Origin of the sequence: Bacillus cereus group sp. BceL220, from assembly GCF_051776965.1 — a bacterium.
In the GTDB taxonomy this organism is placed as follows: domain Bacteria; phylum Bacillota; class Bacilli; order Bacillales; family Bacillaceae_G; genus Bacillus_A; species Bacillus_A cereus.
In genome coordinates this window covers 1-14,875 of the sequence record NZ_JBPWBC010000020.1, presented here as the reverse complement: position 1 = coordinate 14,875, position 14,875 = coordinate 1, and the positions used below count along the sequence as shown (strand labels likewise).

Below are 14,875 nucleotides of genomic sequence, written 5' to 3'. Positions count from 1 at the left end.
CATGCAAGCAGAGAAGTTTCATGACCTCCCGCTTGAAGACGTGTTAGGTGATCGCTTTGCACGTTATAGTAAATATATTATTCAAGATCGTGCACTTCCAGATGCACGTGATGGCTTAAAGCCAGTACAAAGACGTATTTTATATTCTATGTATGTAGAAGGTAATGTACATGATAAAGCGTTTCGTAAATCAGCTAAAACAGTAGGTAATGTTATCGGTAATTATCATCCACATGGAGATTCCTCTGTATATGAAGCAATGGTACGCTTAAGCCAAACTTGGAAAGTACGTAATGTTTTAGTTGAAATGCATGGTAATAACGGTAGTGTTGATGGGGACCCAGCGGCAGCAATGCGTTATACGGAAGCTCGTTTATCACCAATCGCATCTGAATTATTACGTGATCTTGATAAAGAAACAGTTGAATTCGTGTCAAACTTTGATGATACGAGTGAAGAACCAGTTGTATTACCAGCAGCGTTCCCGAATTTATTAGTGAACGGATCTACAGGGATTTCCGCTGGTTATGCAACAGAAATTCCTCCGCATCATCTTGGAGAAGTTATTGATGCTACAATGATGCGTATTGATAAGCCAAATAGTACTGTTGATGATTTATTAACAGTTATGAAAGGACCAGATTTCCCAACAGGCGGTATTATTCAAGGGATTGATGGTATTAAAAAGGCGTATGAAACAGGTAAAGGTAAAATTATTATTCGCGGAAAAGCAGAAGTTGAAACAGTGCGCGGTGGGAAACAACAAATTGTAATCACTGAAATTCCTTACGAAGTGAATAAGGCAAACCTTGTAAAGAAAATGGATGAATTACGTCTAGATAAAAAGTTAGATGGTATTGCTGAAGTGCGTGATGAGACAGATCGTACTGGTTTACGAATTGTTGTTGAATTAAAGAAAGAAGCAAACGCCGAAGGTATTTTAAATTATTTATATAAAAATACAGATTTACAAATTCCATATAACTTTAATATGGTAGCGATTAATAATCGTCGTCCAACACTTATGACATTACCAAAAATTTTGGATGCTTATATTGGACATCAAAAAGAGGTTATTACGAGACGTTCGCAATATGAATTAAGAAAAGCAGAAAATCGTCAACATATTGTAGAAGGTTTAAAGAAAGCATTATCGATTTTAGATCAAGTAATCGAGACAATTCGAGCTTCAAAAGATAAACGTAATGCGAAAGATAATTTAAGTGCAAAATTTGGCTTTACAGAAGCACAGGCGGAAGCAATTGTTTCCTTGCAATTATATCGCTTAACGAATACAGACATTACGGCGTTACAAGAAGAAGCAGATGAGCTTAATAAGAAAATTCTAGAGCTACAGTCAATTTTACAAAGTGAAAAAAGATTACTTCAAGTCATTAAAACTGATTTGAAGAGAGTTAAGAAAACATATAGTGATGATCGCCGTGCTATTATTGAAGAACAAATTGAAGAAATTAAAATAGACGTAGAAGTGATGATTCCACAAGAAGATGTCATCGTTACTGTAACGAAAGAAGGATATGTGAAACGTACTGGATGGCGCTCACATAATGCATCAAACGGCAAAGACTTCGGTATGAAAGAGGGTGACATCTTACTTGAACGATTCGATACGAATACGACTGAAACAGTTCTTTTATTCACAAGTAAAGGGAACTATATATATCTTCCAGTATACGAAATGCCAGATATTCGTTGGAAAGATTTAGGTCAGCACGTTGCAAATATCGTTTCACTCGACCGAGATGAAACGATCATTTGGGCAACGGTTGTACCGAACTTTGAGGAAGAAAAACGATTTATCGTATTTGTAACACGAAATGGTATGATAAAGAAAACAGAATTAAATCAATATAAAGTTCAGCGTTATTCAAGGGCATTCGTTGCTGTAAACTTGAAAAAAGATGATGAAGTTGTCGATATATTTGCGACAGATGGAACGAGTGATATCGTTCTTGCTACACATGGTGCATATGCACTTATTTTCCATGAAGATGAAGTAAGTCCAGTCGGTGTAAGAGCTGCTGGTGTGAAAGCAATTAATTTAAAAGAAGATGACTATGTCGCTTCTGGTAAACCGTTAAATGGTGATAAAGATCAACTTATTCTCGTAACGCAGCGTGGTGCTGTAAAACGTCTAAAAGCATCAGAAATTGAAAAATCAACGAGGGCGAAGCGAGGTCTTGTTATTTTCAAAGAGTTAAAACGTAATCCGTACCGCATTGTCGGTATTGAAATTGTTCGGGACGATGAATTAGTTTACATGAAGACAGAGAAAAACATTGTAGAAGAGATTGATCCGAAAGCGTATCGAAATAAAGACCGGTATAGTAATGGTAGCCTAGTGCTAGATGTAAATGATACTGGTGAAGTAGTAGAAACGTGGACGAAAAAACGACCGGAGTAAAAAAGCATCTTGCTATGAATAATAGCAAGATGCTTTTTTCTAGGCAATTTATTATGTAAATAATAATAATCTTGTTATAATAACTGAATGAAATCGTTCTCATAAAGTGAAACTTTAATCAATGGGGATTTTCTTCATCCTCACTGATTATTAGTTGAACTAATCGGGCTTTAACAAGCAGTTGATTCCTCACCTAATTCCTTAGCTTTCACTGAATTTTGGGTTAGGAATCTTACTGCCCGTTAAAGCGGCACAAATGGAGGGGCAACATGAAAAAAATAGGTGTAGGGATTGTAGGATTTGGTTTTTCTAGTACGACATTTCATATCCCACTATTACAAACAATAGAAGAATATGATATTCGAGCTGTATTATCCTCAAAAGAAGAGGTAGTAAAAGAAACATTACCAAACGCTAATGTTGTTAGTACAATTGATGAATTGGTGAAGCGAGCTGATGTTGACTTAGTTGTTATTACATCACCTAATACAACTCATTTTCCATATGTAAAAGAAGCAATTTTAAACGGTAAGCATGTTGTTGTAGAAAAACCATTTGTTGTTTCAATTGAAGAAGGGGAAGAGCTTATTACATTAGCAGAGCAGCATAATGTAATGTTAAGCGTATATCATAATCGTCGTTTTGATAATGATTTCTTAACAATTAAGAAATTGTTAGGAGAAAACAGAGTAGGGAATGTATACGCATATGAATCAAATTTTGATCGTTTCCGTCCACATGTACGTGATCGATGGAGAGAAAAAAATCTACCAGGTTCCGGTATATTATACGATTTAGGATCGCATTTAATTGACCAAGCGTTATCAATATTCGGGAAACCAGATGCGATAAGTGCAGATGTAATAAAACAACGACCAGGTGCAGAGGTGGATGATTATTTCCACATAGTACTGCATTACGGAGTTAAACGTGTCATTTTACGTAGCAGCAGTTATGTGAAAAAAGCTGGACCGCATTTTATAGTGCATGGAGAGAAAGGTTCTATCGTGAAGTACGGTATGGATTCGCAGGAAGAGCAATTAAAAAGTGGAATGAAGCCAGGCAATAACGGTTATGGGGTAGACGATGAAGAGAATTTTGCTACTTTAGAAACAGAAGAAAGCTTAGAGCGTATTCCAACAGAAGTCGGTTGTTATGACAATTATTATAAAGGTGTACGAGATAGTATATTAAATGGTGAGGAACTACCTGTAACAGCAAAAGAAGGTTTAGATGTTATTAAACTGATTCAATTAGCGATTGAAAGCAGTGAAAAGGGTAGAGTCATTTCTATAAAATAAAAAGACACGAATTTCGTGTCTTTTTTATTAGGAATATGTGAATATGATTAATTAATTAGTTTAGTCGTTTATCGTACATTAATTGGATTTGTATGCCATAAGGATCTTCAATAATACCATATGCTTCACTAAATATATTTTTTTCTAGCTGAGAGATTATTTTCACATGCTTATCGGAAATTAAATTATTATAAAACCTTTGTATTTCTTCTAAATTAGCGCTTTGAATGCAAAGTGACATGTTATTTCCAACGTTATAACGTTCATTAGTATTCATTGTATCTTCTGCTATCATTAGCTTTGTATTCCCAATTTGTAAAACAGAGTGAGCAATATGATCTTTATTTTCACTTGTAATTTTAAAAGAACTATCTCTTTTCGCCAGTTCTTCATACGTAACAATCATTAACTTTTTGGCTTCTAAATTACGTATATAAAAATTAATCGCCTCCTTTGCTTGCCCATTCATTGAAAGAAAAATAGCTATTTCTAATGTCATAAATATATAACTCCTTTATTAGTTGATAATTATAATATAGATTAAAAGGGTTTCAATACATGACACCTTTTTGGGAGGGAAATATGAAAAAAACGGAACGAATAAATGATATGCTTATTTTCTTAAAGAATAAAAGATATTTTAATTTAAAAGATTTAATGACTAGATATGATATTTCTAAAAGTACCGCGTTGCGAGATATTCAATCATTGGAAGAAATAGGTGTACCCATATATTCTGAACTGGGTAGAAATGGAAGTTATAAAATTATAGAAAATAATGTGTTATCACCAATTTATTTTAGTGTGGATGAAATGTATGCGTTATACTTTTCAATTCTTACGCTAAATGGATACAAGACAAAACCATTTAATGTAGAAAGTATTGCGCTTGAAAATAAATTTAAACATGTATTACCTGATAATGTGAGTAAAAATATTTCAATCATGGAACGAACGCTTTCCTTTGAAGTAACAAATCATAGTAATTTTAGTCCGTTCTTAAAAGAAATTTTACAGGGGATTTTTGCTGAGCGAGTTTATCATTTAACATATTTAAAAAAAGGTGAGGAGAAAGCATTGGTTGCCCAATTTATTCGAATAGAATCTAAATTTGGCCAGTGGTATGCTAAAATCTTTAATTTTGAGACAAATCATGTTCAAATAATTAGATGTGATAAAATTCTTTCTATTGTGGAAACAAGCAATGTTCATCCAAAAAATCTTGAAGAATTATTAAGTTATCTTACTACTTTTCACAGGAAGCCTGATGCAATTGATTTTAGCGTCATTGTTAATCAAAAAGGAAAAGACATTTTTGATAAAGAGAATTACCCTTCCATGAGGTTGCAAAAGGAAAATGAAAATTACATTATAACAGGCTATTTTAACAAGCAAGAATCTGATTTTATTTCAAATTATTTTCTGAATTTCGGTGAAACGATTATTTCGATTCAGCCTGTTATGCTAAAAGAGTTAATCTATAATAAGGTGTTATCTATAAAGCAGCATTTAACTTCTTTAAGATAAAGTTAGTTTTAGCTATTTATTTGATATGAGAAAGCCCTTGAGATTTAAATATCCAAAGGGCTTTTTGGTGATTGTATTTGTTTTTTAGAAACAATTATTTTTCTGGGACGGACAGTCCATAAAAGAACATCGTGACGATATCTTGTATATGTTTTTCGCGATTTCCTTCAAGAAGTTGTGCCCCAAAATCATCACCTAATTTAGTAAACATTTGAATGTAAAGTAACATCATTTCTTTAGTAAGGTGTGGATTAATTTCGTTTTTGCGCTGAGCTTGTTCTAATATTTCTAAATACCAGGGCAGGATTTTTTCATTTTGATAACTATAAATAAACTTACGGAGTTCTTCGTCCCTTTGCATCATTTGCAGTAACATATCAGGTTGAAATAACCCGCCAGTATTCATTTTTCTTACAATCATTTTTTGCATCATATCATGAAAAGGTAATTTTTCTTCTGCAAGCTCTTTATAATATTGAAATTCAGATATGATAAATTCTTGTATAAGCTCCCTAAATAACGCATCTTTACTTCCGAAATGATTATAAATTGTAACTTGAGAAACGTTTGCTTCTTTTGCGATATGTTCTATTTTCACTTCATTAAATCCACGTTCTGAAAATAATACGAATGCTGCTTCTTTAATGGCACGCTTTTTCTTTTCTTTTACTCTTTCAAAGCCGTTCAATGCAATCACCTCACTTAAAATATACAAGAAAAAATAATGGAAAACAATAATTTTGAAATATGGACTAATAAATATTTCAAAAAGTTGTTGCGAATATGGAAGATGAGGAGTACAATAATTTTGAAATATCACATATTCAATATTTCAAAAAATGAGGTGGAATTATGATTTCAGTTCAAGATGTCACAAAACAGTTTTCGAATGGAAAAGGTTTGTTTCATATTACATTTGATGTAAAAGAGGGAGAAGTATTTGGTTATTTAGGACCGAATGGTGCCGGAAAATCAACGACGATTCGTAATTTAATGGGATTTATAAAACCGACAGCTGGTAAAGCGACAATTTTTGGATTAGATTGTTGGAATGAAGCAGCGAAAATTCAAAGGGAAGTTGGTTATCTACCGGGTGAAATTTCTTTTATTGAAGGAATGAACGGATTAGAGTTTTTAAAATTAATGCAGGGAATGCGTGGATTAAAGGATACGAAAAGACGAGATGAACTGATAGAGCGTCTGCAATTTGATGTGAAAACACCGATTCGCAAAATGTCTAAAGGAATGAAGCAAAAAGTAGGGATAGTCGCTGCATTTATGCACGATCCAGAGGTGTTAATTTTAGATGAACCAACATCTGGACTTGATCCACTTATGCAACAAGTGTTTATAGATTTAATATTAGAGGAAAAGCAAAGAGGAAAAACAATCCTAATGTCATCACATATTTTTACTGAAATTGAGAGAACTTGTGACAGAGTAGCTATTATTAAAGATGGTCGACTCGTAACGGTTGAAAATATTCACGATTTACAAAGTATGAGAAGACAGGTGATAGATGTAACAGTATCAGCACAAGAAGAGATTGAGTCCCTTATAAAGTGTAATTTGCAATTTGAAGCGGTAAAAGGTAGAGAGGCATCTATCATTGTACAAGGAAACTATCAAACTGTTTTACAAACACTTTCAAACTATAATGTAACGGCACTTCAAACGAGAGCGATGGATTTAGAACATTTATTTATGCATTATTACGATAAGAAAGAAGGGGTAACGCATGAATAAGCAATTGTTTTTAGCTAGTTTGAAAGAAACACAAAAAAGTATTTTGAGTTATGCGTGTGGTGCGGCTTTATATTTGTGGTTATTAATTTGGATATTCCCGTCAATGGTATCAGCGAAAGGGCTAAATGAATTAATAGCTGCCATGCCTGATAGTGTGAAAAAAATCGTTGGTATGGAAAGTCCGATTCAAAACGTAATGGATTTTCTAGCGGGCGAATACTATAGTCTATTGTTTATTATCATTTTAACAATTTTTTGCGTAACAGTTGCGACACATTTAATTGCTCGTCATGTAGATAAAGGAGCAATGGCATACTTGCTAGCAACACCTGTATCTAGAGTGCAAATTGCTATTACACAAGCTACTGTTCTCATATTGGGACTTCTGATTATTGTATCTGTTACGTATGTAGCTGGGTTAGTAGGTGCAGAATGGTTTTTACAAGATAATAACTTAAATAAAGAATTATTTTTGAAGATAAATATAGTCGGAGGTCTCATATTTTTAGTCGTTAGTGCGTATTCATTTTTCTTTTCTTGCATATGTAATGACGAAAGAAAAGCACTAAGTTATTCAGCGAGTTTAACTATCCTATTTTTCGTATTGGATATGGTAGGGAAGTTAAGTGATAAGTTAGAATGGATGAAAAACCTATCATTATTCACGCTGTTTCGTCCGAAAGAAATTGCTGAAGGAGCGTATAATATATGGCCGGTAAGTATAGGGTTAATTGCCGGAGCACTTTGTATTTTCATAGTAGCAATTGTAGTGTTTAAGAAGAGGGATTTACCGTTATAAAGTAGAAAGTCCACTAGAAAGTGGGCTTTTTTTATTTGTAAATTAAAACTAGTATGTTTATCGCATAACACTTATAAAGGATATTTATCTTTTCAATTAAGAAAATATTCAAAAAAATGAACCTTTTTCTAGGTTCATACGTCTAATACATGTAAAGTTAAATTGGAAGTGATGAAGTGAGGATGAAACAGGAGGAGCAATTGTGAAAGTAATCCCTTTATATAAAATGATTATAAAAGAAGAAACGGATGTTTCTTTGGCGAAAAAAGGTAATCATGAAGCCTTTATAGCGCTTATGCATACAGAAAAAGTGAAGATGTATCGAATAGCAAAGGCGATGTTACGTGATGAGACAAATATAGAGGATGCGATACAGACAACAATTTTAAAGGCCTATGAAAATATAAAAAAATTAAAAAAAGAAGAATTTTTTCAAACTTGGTTAATTCGAATACTAATAAATGAGTGTAACAATATTATTAGAGCGTATAAAAATGTAATTGTGACAGAAGAGAATGATTACAATATGAGTGCGTGTGATCAGTATGAAGATATAGATTTGTGTAATGCGATTCAATCGTTACATGAAGAATTAAGAGCTGTTACGGTGCTTTATTATTATGAAGATATGAATCAAGAGAGTATAGCAAAGCTGTTAGAAATACCGAAAGGAACAGTGAAATCAAGATTGTCACGCGCGAGGGAACAACTACAAAAACGATTAAAGATGGAATAGGGGGTGTAAAGGATGGATAATGAAAAATTATTTGATGAGAAATTAAAAAAGAGAATAAAAGATGAAAATGTTATAGTACCTCCAGAGTTAAATGAAAAAATTAATGGCACGCTACATAATCTTAAGGTAAAAAAGAAGAGTTACAAAATTCATATGATGATAATTAGTGCAGCGGTTTGTATACTTTCAGTGGTATCTATGTCTGAGTTTTCTATACAAAGTTTTGCGCAAAATGGTGGAGTATTTGAATATGTAAAGAAAAAAGCGTTTTCTGATTTTGAAAATGAAGAAGAAATAAAATCGAATGTACATTATCCAGATAAAGAAAAGATTCATCAAAAAATGCTAGATTCTATTGATTATTTTAAAAATATTTCAGGACAATTTGAGGAATATTCTAGCTCATCAAGAATTGCTACAACATATAAGTATGCGATTGATACGGAGAAACAAAGAGGTATCTCTTCGAAAGAAGATAAACTAGCGAAAAAACGAACAATTATATATAACGAGGGCAAGAAAAAAGAGTTTGATAATGAGAAGTATACCTATAAAGAGACAAAATGGAACCCGAAAGAAAGAAACAATGAACTATTAAAATTAAATCCTACGGAAAGGTTATTGAAAAAAGCAGGTGAAAAAAAGCGATATGATGATGAATATATAGGGCTAGCTAAATATAGTATTCAATCAGAATTCGCAGATTTGTTAATTCGATATAAAGATTGGAATTATAAAGAAACGAAATATCTTGGATTAGATTGTTACAAAATTGAAGGAGTCATCAACATAGAGATGCCTGTTAGCACCTCTGAAGATTTAAGAGGGAAATTCGAAATGGTTGTGGAGAAAAATACAGGGATTATGTTGAAATTTCTTAGTTTTCAAGAAGGCTTGATTCAATATTCAGTTACGACTGAATGGATACAAATAGATAAGGGATTGAAAGAAAGTATGTTTCAAAAGGATAGCGCTAAATATGAAAGAATGAAAAACATATTGGATGAATAGAAACAGGAGGAGAGTAAATGGAGAATCATTCATCTTTAAGAGAAGAGAAAAATAAGCAAAAATATAAAAAGAAAACGATAATAAGTTTACTACTGGCGGTATTACTATTTGGTGGAATTGGCTATGGAGCCTATGTATATATGAAAACTTCTAGTCTCGTACAAAAATCTAATTTGAATTTAGCACGAGGTGAAAAATCCAATTTACGTGAGAAATCTGTAAAGCCAATTGCAAATCATGTTTCACTTTTAATTATGGGAATTGATGAAAATCAAGAACGACAAAAGGAATATAATGGTGCATTTCATACAGATGCATTATTGTTAGCGACTTTTAATAAAGACGATAAAACAGTGAAATTAACGAGCATACCGCGTGATACATATACATATGTTCCAGTTGAAAAGAAAAAAGATAAAATAACCCATGCATATGGAAGTGGTTTCGTTAAAAATGGTACAGATGGAGGACCGCAAGCTTCTGTGGAAGCGGTAGAAAAATTGTTACAGGTGCCCGTTGATTATTTTGTGAAATTTAATTTTGGTTCCTTTACTAAAATTGTTGATGGGTTAGATGGTATTGAAGTGGATGTCCCGGTTGAATTTACGGAGCAAAATAGTAAAGATGAACCTGATGCGATTCATTTGAAAAAAGGATTACAAAAATTAAATGGCGAAGAAGCACTTGCACTAGCAAGAACGCGCCATATTGATAGTGATGCAATGAGAGGACAGCGCCAACAACTTGTTATTGAAGCGATTTTAAGTAAATTAAAAAGTGTAGGATCGATTACGAAGCTAGAAAAAATAGTTGAGGCGGTTGATAGTGATTTTAAAACAAATTTAGTAATGGATGATATTTTATCTTTTTATAAATACGGTTTAAACGGTTCAGTTGAAAAAATACAATTAGCTGGTGATGATTTATACTTACCTAATGGCCCAAACGGGCAACGTGTATATTATTATAATCCTAATAAAAAAGATCTACAGAGTTTGAGTAATACTCTTAGAACACATCTAGGGTTAAGTGAAAAGCAAATTGAGGAGAATTAAAGCAGACGAAATGTCTGCTTTTTTATTTTTGTAGAAAAGAGGTTTGTTACGATATACATTATTTATTAACAATAATTTACAAGTTATTTTATAGTGAAGGGATATAAAGACTATTAAATCAATACATAGAATTCCATGAGGTATAGTGTTTCGAAAGGTTAAGTAATTTTTATGAATATTACTGTAAAAAAATAATTTTTTAAAAATTTTCAATAATAACACTTTACAAAACTCAAAAAATTAGTAGAATAATAGTTAATAAGAATCTTCTGATAAATATATAAAGAAAAACAGAATTATCAGAAAATTCTTAAATGAGAGCGTTAAGAATTAGGGAGGGTACAGAAAGTGAAAAAGAAAAAAATGAAAAAACTAACAGCGGTTGTAGTACCAGTTTTAGCAATGAGTATGGCATTAACAGCATGTTCTACATCAGGTGGAGATAAGAAGACAAGCACAAATTCTAGCTCTGGTGGAGATAGTAAATCAGAAGGAAAATTAGCAGCAAAACAAGTACTAAATCGTACTGAAACAAATGAGATTCCAACAATGGATACTTCTAAAAATACAGATACATTAGGTTCTCAAATTTTAGGGAACACAATGGAAGGTTTATATCGATTAGATAAAGATAACAAACCAATCCCAGCTGCTGCAGAATCAAGCACGAAGAGTGAGGATGGTAAAAAATATACATTTAAACTACGTAAAGATGCAAAATGGTCAAATGGTGATCCTGTAACAGCGAAAGATTTTGCATATGCATGGCAACGCTTATTAGATCCAAAAACAGCTGCTGAGTATGCATTTATTGCATTTCCAATTAAAAATGCGGAAGCGGTGAATAAAGGTGAAAAACCTGTAGCAGAGCTAGGAGTAAAAGCGGTAGATGACTATACGCTTGAAGTTGAGTTAGAACAAGCAGTACCATACTTCTTAAACTTAGTAGCGTTCCCATCGTACTATCCATTAAATGAGAAGTTCGTGAAGGAAAAAGGAGATAAATATGGTTTAGAGTCTGATACAACAGTATATAACGGACCGTTCGTTCTTACTGATTGGAAGCATGAGCAAGGTTGGAAATTAAAGAAAAACGACCAATATTGGGATAAAAAGACTGTAAAACTAGATGAAATTAACTATAGTGTAGTAAAAGAAGTAGCTACAAGAGTAAATTTATATGATACAAATGCAATTGATTTTGCACTTCTATCAGGTGAATTCGTTGATAAGTATAGAAATAATAAAGAAGAGTTTGGCACATATTCACAAGTAAGCACATACTTCTTACGTCTGAACCAAAAACGTGGCGGACAAGATACACCGTTAAAGAGCCAAAAATTACGTGAAGCAATCGCGCTTTCTATTGATAAGAAAAATCTATCAAATGTAATTTTAAATGATGGATCTAAACCTGCGGACTTCTTAGTACCAAAAGGATTAGCAACCGGACCGGATGGTAAAGATTTCCAAGAAACATTTAAAAATGGTATTAAGCCAGATGCGAAAAAAGCAGCAGCTGCATGGAATGAAGCGAAAAAAGAACTTGGAAAAGACCAAGTTACAATTGAGCTATTAAACTATGATACTGGTAATGCGAAAAAAGTTGGAGAATATGTAAAAGACCAGATCGAGAAAAACTTAAAAGGTGTAACGGTTAATATTAAACTTCAGCCATTCAAACAAAAGTTAAAATTAGAAACAGAGCAAGATTATGATTTATCATTTGCTGGTTGGGGACCTGACTACGCTGACCCAATGACATTCTTAGATATGTTCCAGTCTAATCATTCTCATAACCAAATGAGCTTCGCTGATTCTAAGTATGATGATATGATTAAAAAAGCTGGTGGAGAATTAATGGGTGACGCGAAGAAACGTTGGGAAGAGCTAGGAAAAGCTGAGAAATTACTTCTTGAGAAAGATGTAGCACTTGTACCTTTATACCAACGTGGTGATGCATATGTTCAAAAACCAAATGCAAAAGGCATCGTTCACCATAACATTAGCCCAGAGTATAGCTTCAAGTGGGCATATATGACTGAAAAAGATGGAAAATAATTTTTGAACAGTAATGTTATCTTTAAGTGGATGTATACAAGTTTCTTAGCTTATTTTGTAGTGAGAATCTCGTACAATAGAAGATAAATGATAGAGCATTCCAAAAGTAGACTATTTACTTTTGGAATGCTCTTTTTATTATGAGATTACATGTAAATAAATCGATAGATGTAAGGAAGAATTTGTATCATGACAATTGTAAAAAATACGTTTTACTATAATAAAAAAATAATTTTTAGAATATTTTAAAAATAACTTTACAAAAGCGGAAAAATTAGTAGAATATTAATTAATAAGAATTTTCTGATAACTAATTATTAGAAAGTCTATCAAAAATGGTTTCGTACATATAATTGGGGAGGGTACAAAAATGAAGAAAAAGATGAAAAAGTTCACGGCGGTTGTAGCGCCAGTTTTAGCAATGAGTATGGCGTTGACAGCGTGTTCTGGATCTGGTGGGGAGAAGAAATCAACTACGACGTCTAGTGGTGGTGGGGAAGAGAAAAAAGCTGAAATTAAATATGCAGCGAAACAAGTATTAAATCGTACAGAAAATCAAGAAATTCCGACGATGGATGTTTCAAAATCTACTGATACATTAGGTTCTCAAATTTTAGGGAACACAATGGAAGGTTTATATCGATTAGATAAAGATAATAAGCCAATCCCAGCTGTGGCAGAATCTAGTACGAAAAGCGAGGATGGCAAAAAATATACATTTAAACTACGTAAAGATGCAAAATGGTCAAACGGTGATCCTGTAACAGCGAAAGATTTCGTATACGGATGGCAGCGCTTACTCGATAAAAATACAGCTGCAGAATATGCGTTTATCGCTTTCTATATTAAAAATGCAGAAGCAATTAATAAAGGTGAAAAACCTCTAACAGATTTAGGAGCAAAAGCGGTAGATGATTATACACTAGAAGTAGAATTAGAAAAGCCAGTACCGTATTTCTTGAATTTAATGGCATTCCCATCGTACTATCCTTTAAATGAAAAGTTCGTAAAAGAAAAAGGAGATAAGTTCGGTTTAGAAGCAGATACAACGTTGTATAACGGACCGTTCGTTATGGCGTCATGGAAACATGAACAAGGATGGCAATTAAAGAAAAATGATCAGTATTGGGATAAAAAGACTGTGAAATTAGAAGAAATTAACTATAGTGTAGTAAAAGAAGTTGCGACGAAAGTAAACTTATATGATACAGGATCAATTGATTTTACACTATTATCAGGAGAATTCGTTGATAAATATAAATCGAACAAAGAGGAGTACGGTGAGTATTCAGAAGCAAGTACATTCTTCTTACGTTTAAATCAAAAGCGTAACGGACAAGATACACCGTTAAAGAGCAAAAAACTACGTGAAGCAATCGCATTATCAATTGATAAAAAAGGTTTAGCGAACGTTATTTTAAATAACGGTTCAAAAGCAACAGATCAATTAGTACCAAAAGGGCTTGCGACAGGGCCTGACGGTAAAGATTACCAAGATACATTTAAAAATGGTCTAAAATATGATCCGAAAAAAGGTGCAGCAGCTTGGGAAGCAGCGAAAAAAGAACTTGGAAAAGATCAAGTGACAATTGAACTACTAAGCTATGATGATGGAACTGCGAAAAAAATTGCTGACTATTTTAAAGATCAAATTGAGAAAAACTTAAAAGGTGTAACGGTTAACACGAAAATTCAGCCGTTCAAACAAAAACTGAAATTAGAGTCAGCGCAAGATTATGAAGTTTCATTTGCAGGTTGGAGCCCAGATTATTCGGATCCAATGACGTTTATTGATATGTTTGAATCGAAGAGCCCATATAACCAAATGAGTTATTCGAATCCAAAATATGATGAAATGGTAGCGAAAGCAGGTAATGAATTATTGTCTGATCCCAAGAAGCGTTGGGAAACGTTAGGAAAAGCAGAGAAATTGTTCCTTGAAGAAGATGCAGGATTAATTCCTTTATATCAAACAGGTAGAGCGTATGTAATGAAACCGAATGTTAAAGGAATTGTGAAACATAACATCAGTCCAGAATATAGCTTTAAGTGGGCTTATGTAACAGAAGGGAAATAATAAAAAAGAGCGTTTTAAAGGTAGATAATGAAGTGACCCCTAAAAGTTAGACACGGTTATTTCATTAGGCAGCTTGATAAAAGTGAGTCCGGTATTGTACTGGGCTCATTTTTAATTTTGCCTTAATCCGTTTCGTA

The 14,875-nt window shown here is 33.0% G+C and carries 12 protein-coding genes; 10 read left to right on the top strand and 2 right to left on the bottom strand.

The window, feature by feature from the left end:
- Position 1 precedes the first annotated feature (1 nt).
- Both parC and ACS2FK_RS27520 read left to right on the top strand, forming a co-directional pair.
- Positions 2-2,425 carry a DNA topoisomerase IV subunit A gene (gene parC / locus ACS2FK_RS27525; RefSeq protein WP_001147467.1) on the top strand — a complete coding sequence of 808 codons (2,424 nt, stop codon included), beginning with the start codon at positions 2-4 and terminating at the stop codon, positions 2,423-2,425.
- A 269-nt stretch (positions 2,426-2,694) separates the two neighbouring features.
- On the top strand, positions 2,695-3,726 hold the full coding sequence (locus ACS2FK_RS27520; protein WP_063548324.1) for an oxidoreductase: 1,032 nt from the start codon (positions 2,695-2,697) through the stop codon (positions 3,724-3,726).
- A gap of 55 nt (positions 3,727-3,781) precedes the next feature.
- Here ACS2FK_RS27520 and ACS2FK_RS27515 read toward each other — a convergent pair whose 3' ends face one another.
- Complete coding sequence (locus tag ACS2FK_RS27515; protein WP_000171338.1) at positions 3,782-4,225, bottom strand: VOC family protein; 444 nt, start codon at positions 4,223-4,225, stop codon at positions 3,782-3,784.
- A gap of 59 nt (positions 4,226-4,284) precedes the next feature.
- Here ACS2FK_RS27515 and ACS2FK_RS27510 point away from each other — a divergent pair, with 59 nt between their 5' ends.
- On the top strand, positions 4,285-5,253 hold the full coding sequence (locus ACS2FK_RS27510) for a helix-turn-helix transcriptional regulator (RefSeq protein ID WP_023522721.1): 969 nt from the start codon (positions 4,285-4,287) through the stop codon (positions 5,251-5,253).
- A 94-nt stretch (positions 5,254-5,347) separates the two neighbouring features.
- On the opposite strand, the gene ACS2FK_RS27505 is transcribed toward ACS2FK_RS27510, so the two are convergent.
- A complete protein-coding gene (locus ACS2FK_RS27505) occupies positions 5,348-5,950 on the bottom strand; it encodes a TetR/AcrR family transcriptional regulator (RefSeq protein ID WP_120460340.1) in 603 nt (200 codons plus the stop codon).
- A 155-nt stretch (positions 5,951-6,105) separates the two neighbouring features.
- Between ACS2FK_RS27505 and ACS2FK_RS27500 the strand changes: the two genes are divergently transcribed.
- From ACS2FK_RS27500 to ACS2FK_RS27470, 7 genes are all read left to right on the top strand, one after another.
- Positions 6,106-6,999: an ABC transporter ATP-binding protein gene (locus tag ACS2FK_RS27500; RefSeq protein ID WP_063548322.1), complete on the top strand. Its 894-nt coding sequence runs from the start codon at positions 6,106-6,108 to the stop codon at positions 6,997-6,999.
- Positions 6,992-7,798, top strand: coding sequence for an ABC transporter permease subunit (locus ACS2FK_RS27495; RefSeq protein WP_001041425.1), 807 nt, complete (start codon positions 6,992-6,994; stop codon positions 7,796-7,798). Before ACS2FK_RS27500 ends, ACS2FK_RS27495 begins: the two co-directional genes overlap by 8 nt.
- A 202-nt stretch (positions 7,799-8,000) precedes the next feature.
- On the top strand, positions 8,001-8,534 hold the full coding sequence (locus tag ACS2FK_RS27490) for an RNA polymerase sigma factor (protein ID WP_023522718.1): 534 nt from the start codon (positions 8,001-8,003) through the stop codon (positions 8,532-8,534).
- A 12-nt stretch (positions 8,535-8,546) separates the two neighbouring features.
- Entirely contained in the window at positions 8,547-9,545 is a 999-nt protein-coding gene (locus tag ACS2FK_RS27485; RefSeq protein ID WP_063548320.1) for a hypothetical protein, read from the top strand.
- A gap of 17 nt (positions 9,546-9,562) precedes the next feature.
- Positions 9,563-10,600 (top strand): LCP family protein, encoded by a 1,038-nt coding sequence (locus ACS2FK_RS27480; RefSeq protein ID WP_000427599.1) that lies wholly within the window; start codon positions 9,563-9,565, stop codon positions 10,598-10,600.
- Between the two features lie 348 nt (positions 10,601-10,948).
- On the top strand, positions 10,949-12,661 hold the full coding sequence (locus ACS2FK_RS27475) for a peptide ABC transporter substrate-binding protein (protein ID WP_000727534.1): 1,713 nt from the start codon (positions 10,949-10,951) through the stop codon (positions 12,659-12,661).
- Positions 12,662-13,031: 370 nt separating this feature from the next.
- Positions 13,032-14,738 carry a peptide ABC transporter substrate-binding protein gene (locus ACS2FK_RS27470; protein WP_000728442.1) on the top strand — a complete coding sequence of 569 codons (1,707 nt, stop codon included), beginning with the start codon at positions 13,032-13,034 and terminating at the stop codon, positions 14,736-14,738.
- Positions 14,739-14,875: the final 137 nt, after the last annotated feature.

What these genes read in the sequence shown, in the direction of transcription:
- ACS2FK_RS27470 (WP_000728442.1), top strand. Translation starts at nt 13,032, where the DNA reads ATGAAGAAAAAGATGAAAAAGTTCACGGCGGTTGTAGCGCCAGTTTTA.
- ACS2FK_RS27480 (WP_000427599.1), top strand. Translation starts at nt 9,563, where the DNA reads ATGGAGAATCATTCATCTTTAAGAGAAGAGAAAAATAAGCAAAAATAT.
- ACS2FK_RS27495 (WP_001041425.1), top strand. Translation starts at nt 6,992, where the DNA reads ATGAATAAGCAATTGTTTTTAGCTAGTTTGAAAGAAACACAAAAAAGT.
- ACS2FK_RS27515 (WP_000171338.1), bottom strand. Translation starts at nt 4,225, where the DNA reads ATGACATTAGAAATAGCTATTTTTCTTTCAATGAATGGGCAAGCAAAG.
- parC (WP_001147467.1), top strand. Translation starts at nt 2, where the DNA reads ATGCAAGCAGAGAAGTTTCATGACCTCCCGCTTGAAGACGTGTTAGGT.
- ACS2FK_RS27485 (WP_063548320.1), top strand. Translation starts at nt 8,547, where the DNA reads ATGGATAATGAAAAATTATTTGATGAGAAATTAAAAAAGAGAATAAAA.
- ACS2FK_RS27500 (WP_063548322.1), top strand. Translation starts at nt 6,106, where the DNA reads ATGATTTCAGTTCAAGATGTCACAAAACAGTTTTCGAATGGAAAAGGT.
- ACS2FK_RS27520 (WP_063548324.1), top strand. Translation starts at nt 2,695, where the DNA reads ATGAAAAAAATAGGTGTAGGGATTGTAGGATTTGGTTTTTCTAGTACG.
- ACS2FK_RS27510 (WP_023522721.1), top strand. Translation starts at nt 4,285, where the DNA reads ATGACACCTTTTTGGGAGGGAAATATGAAAAAAACGGAACGAATAAAT.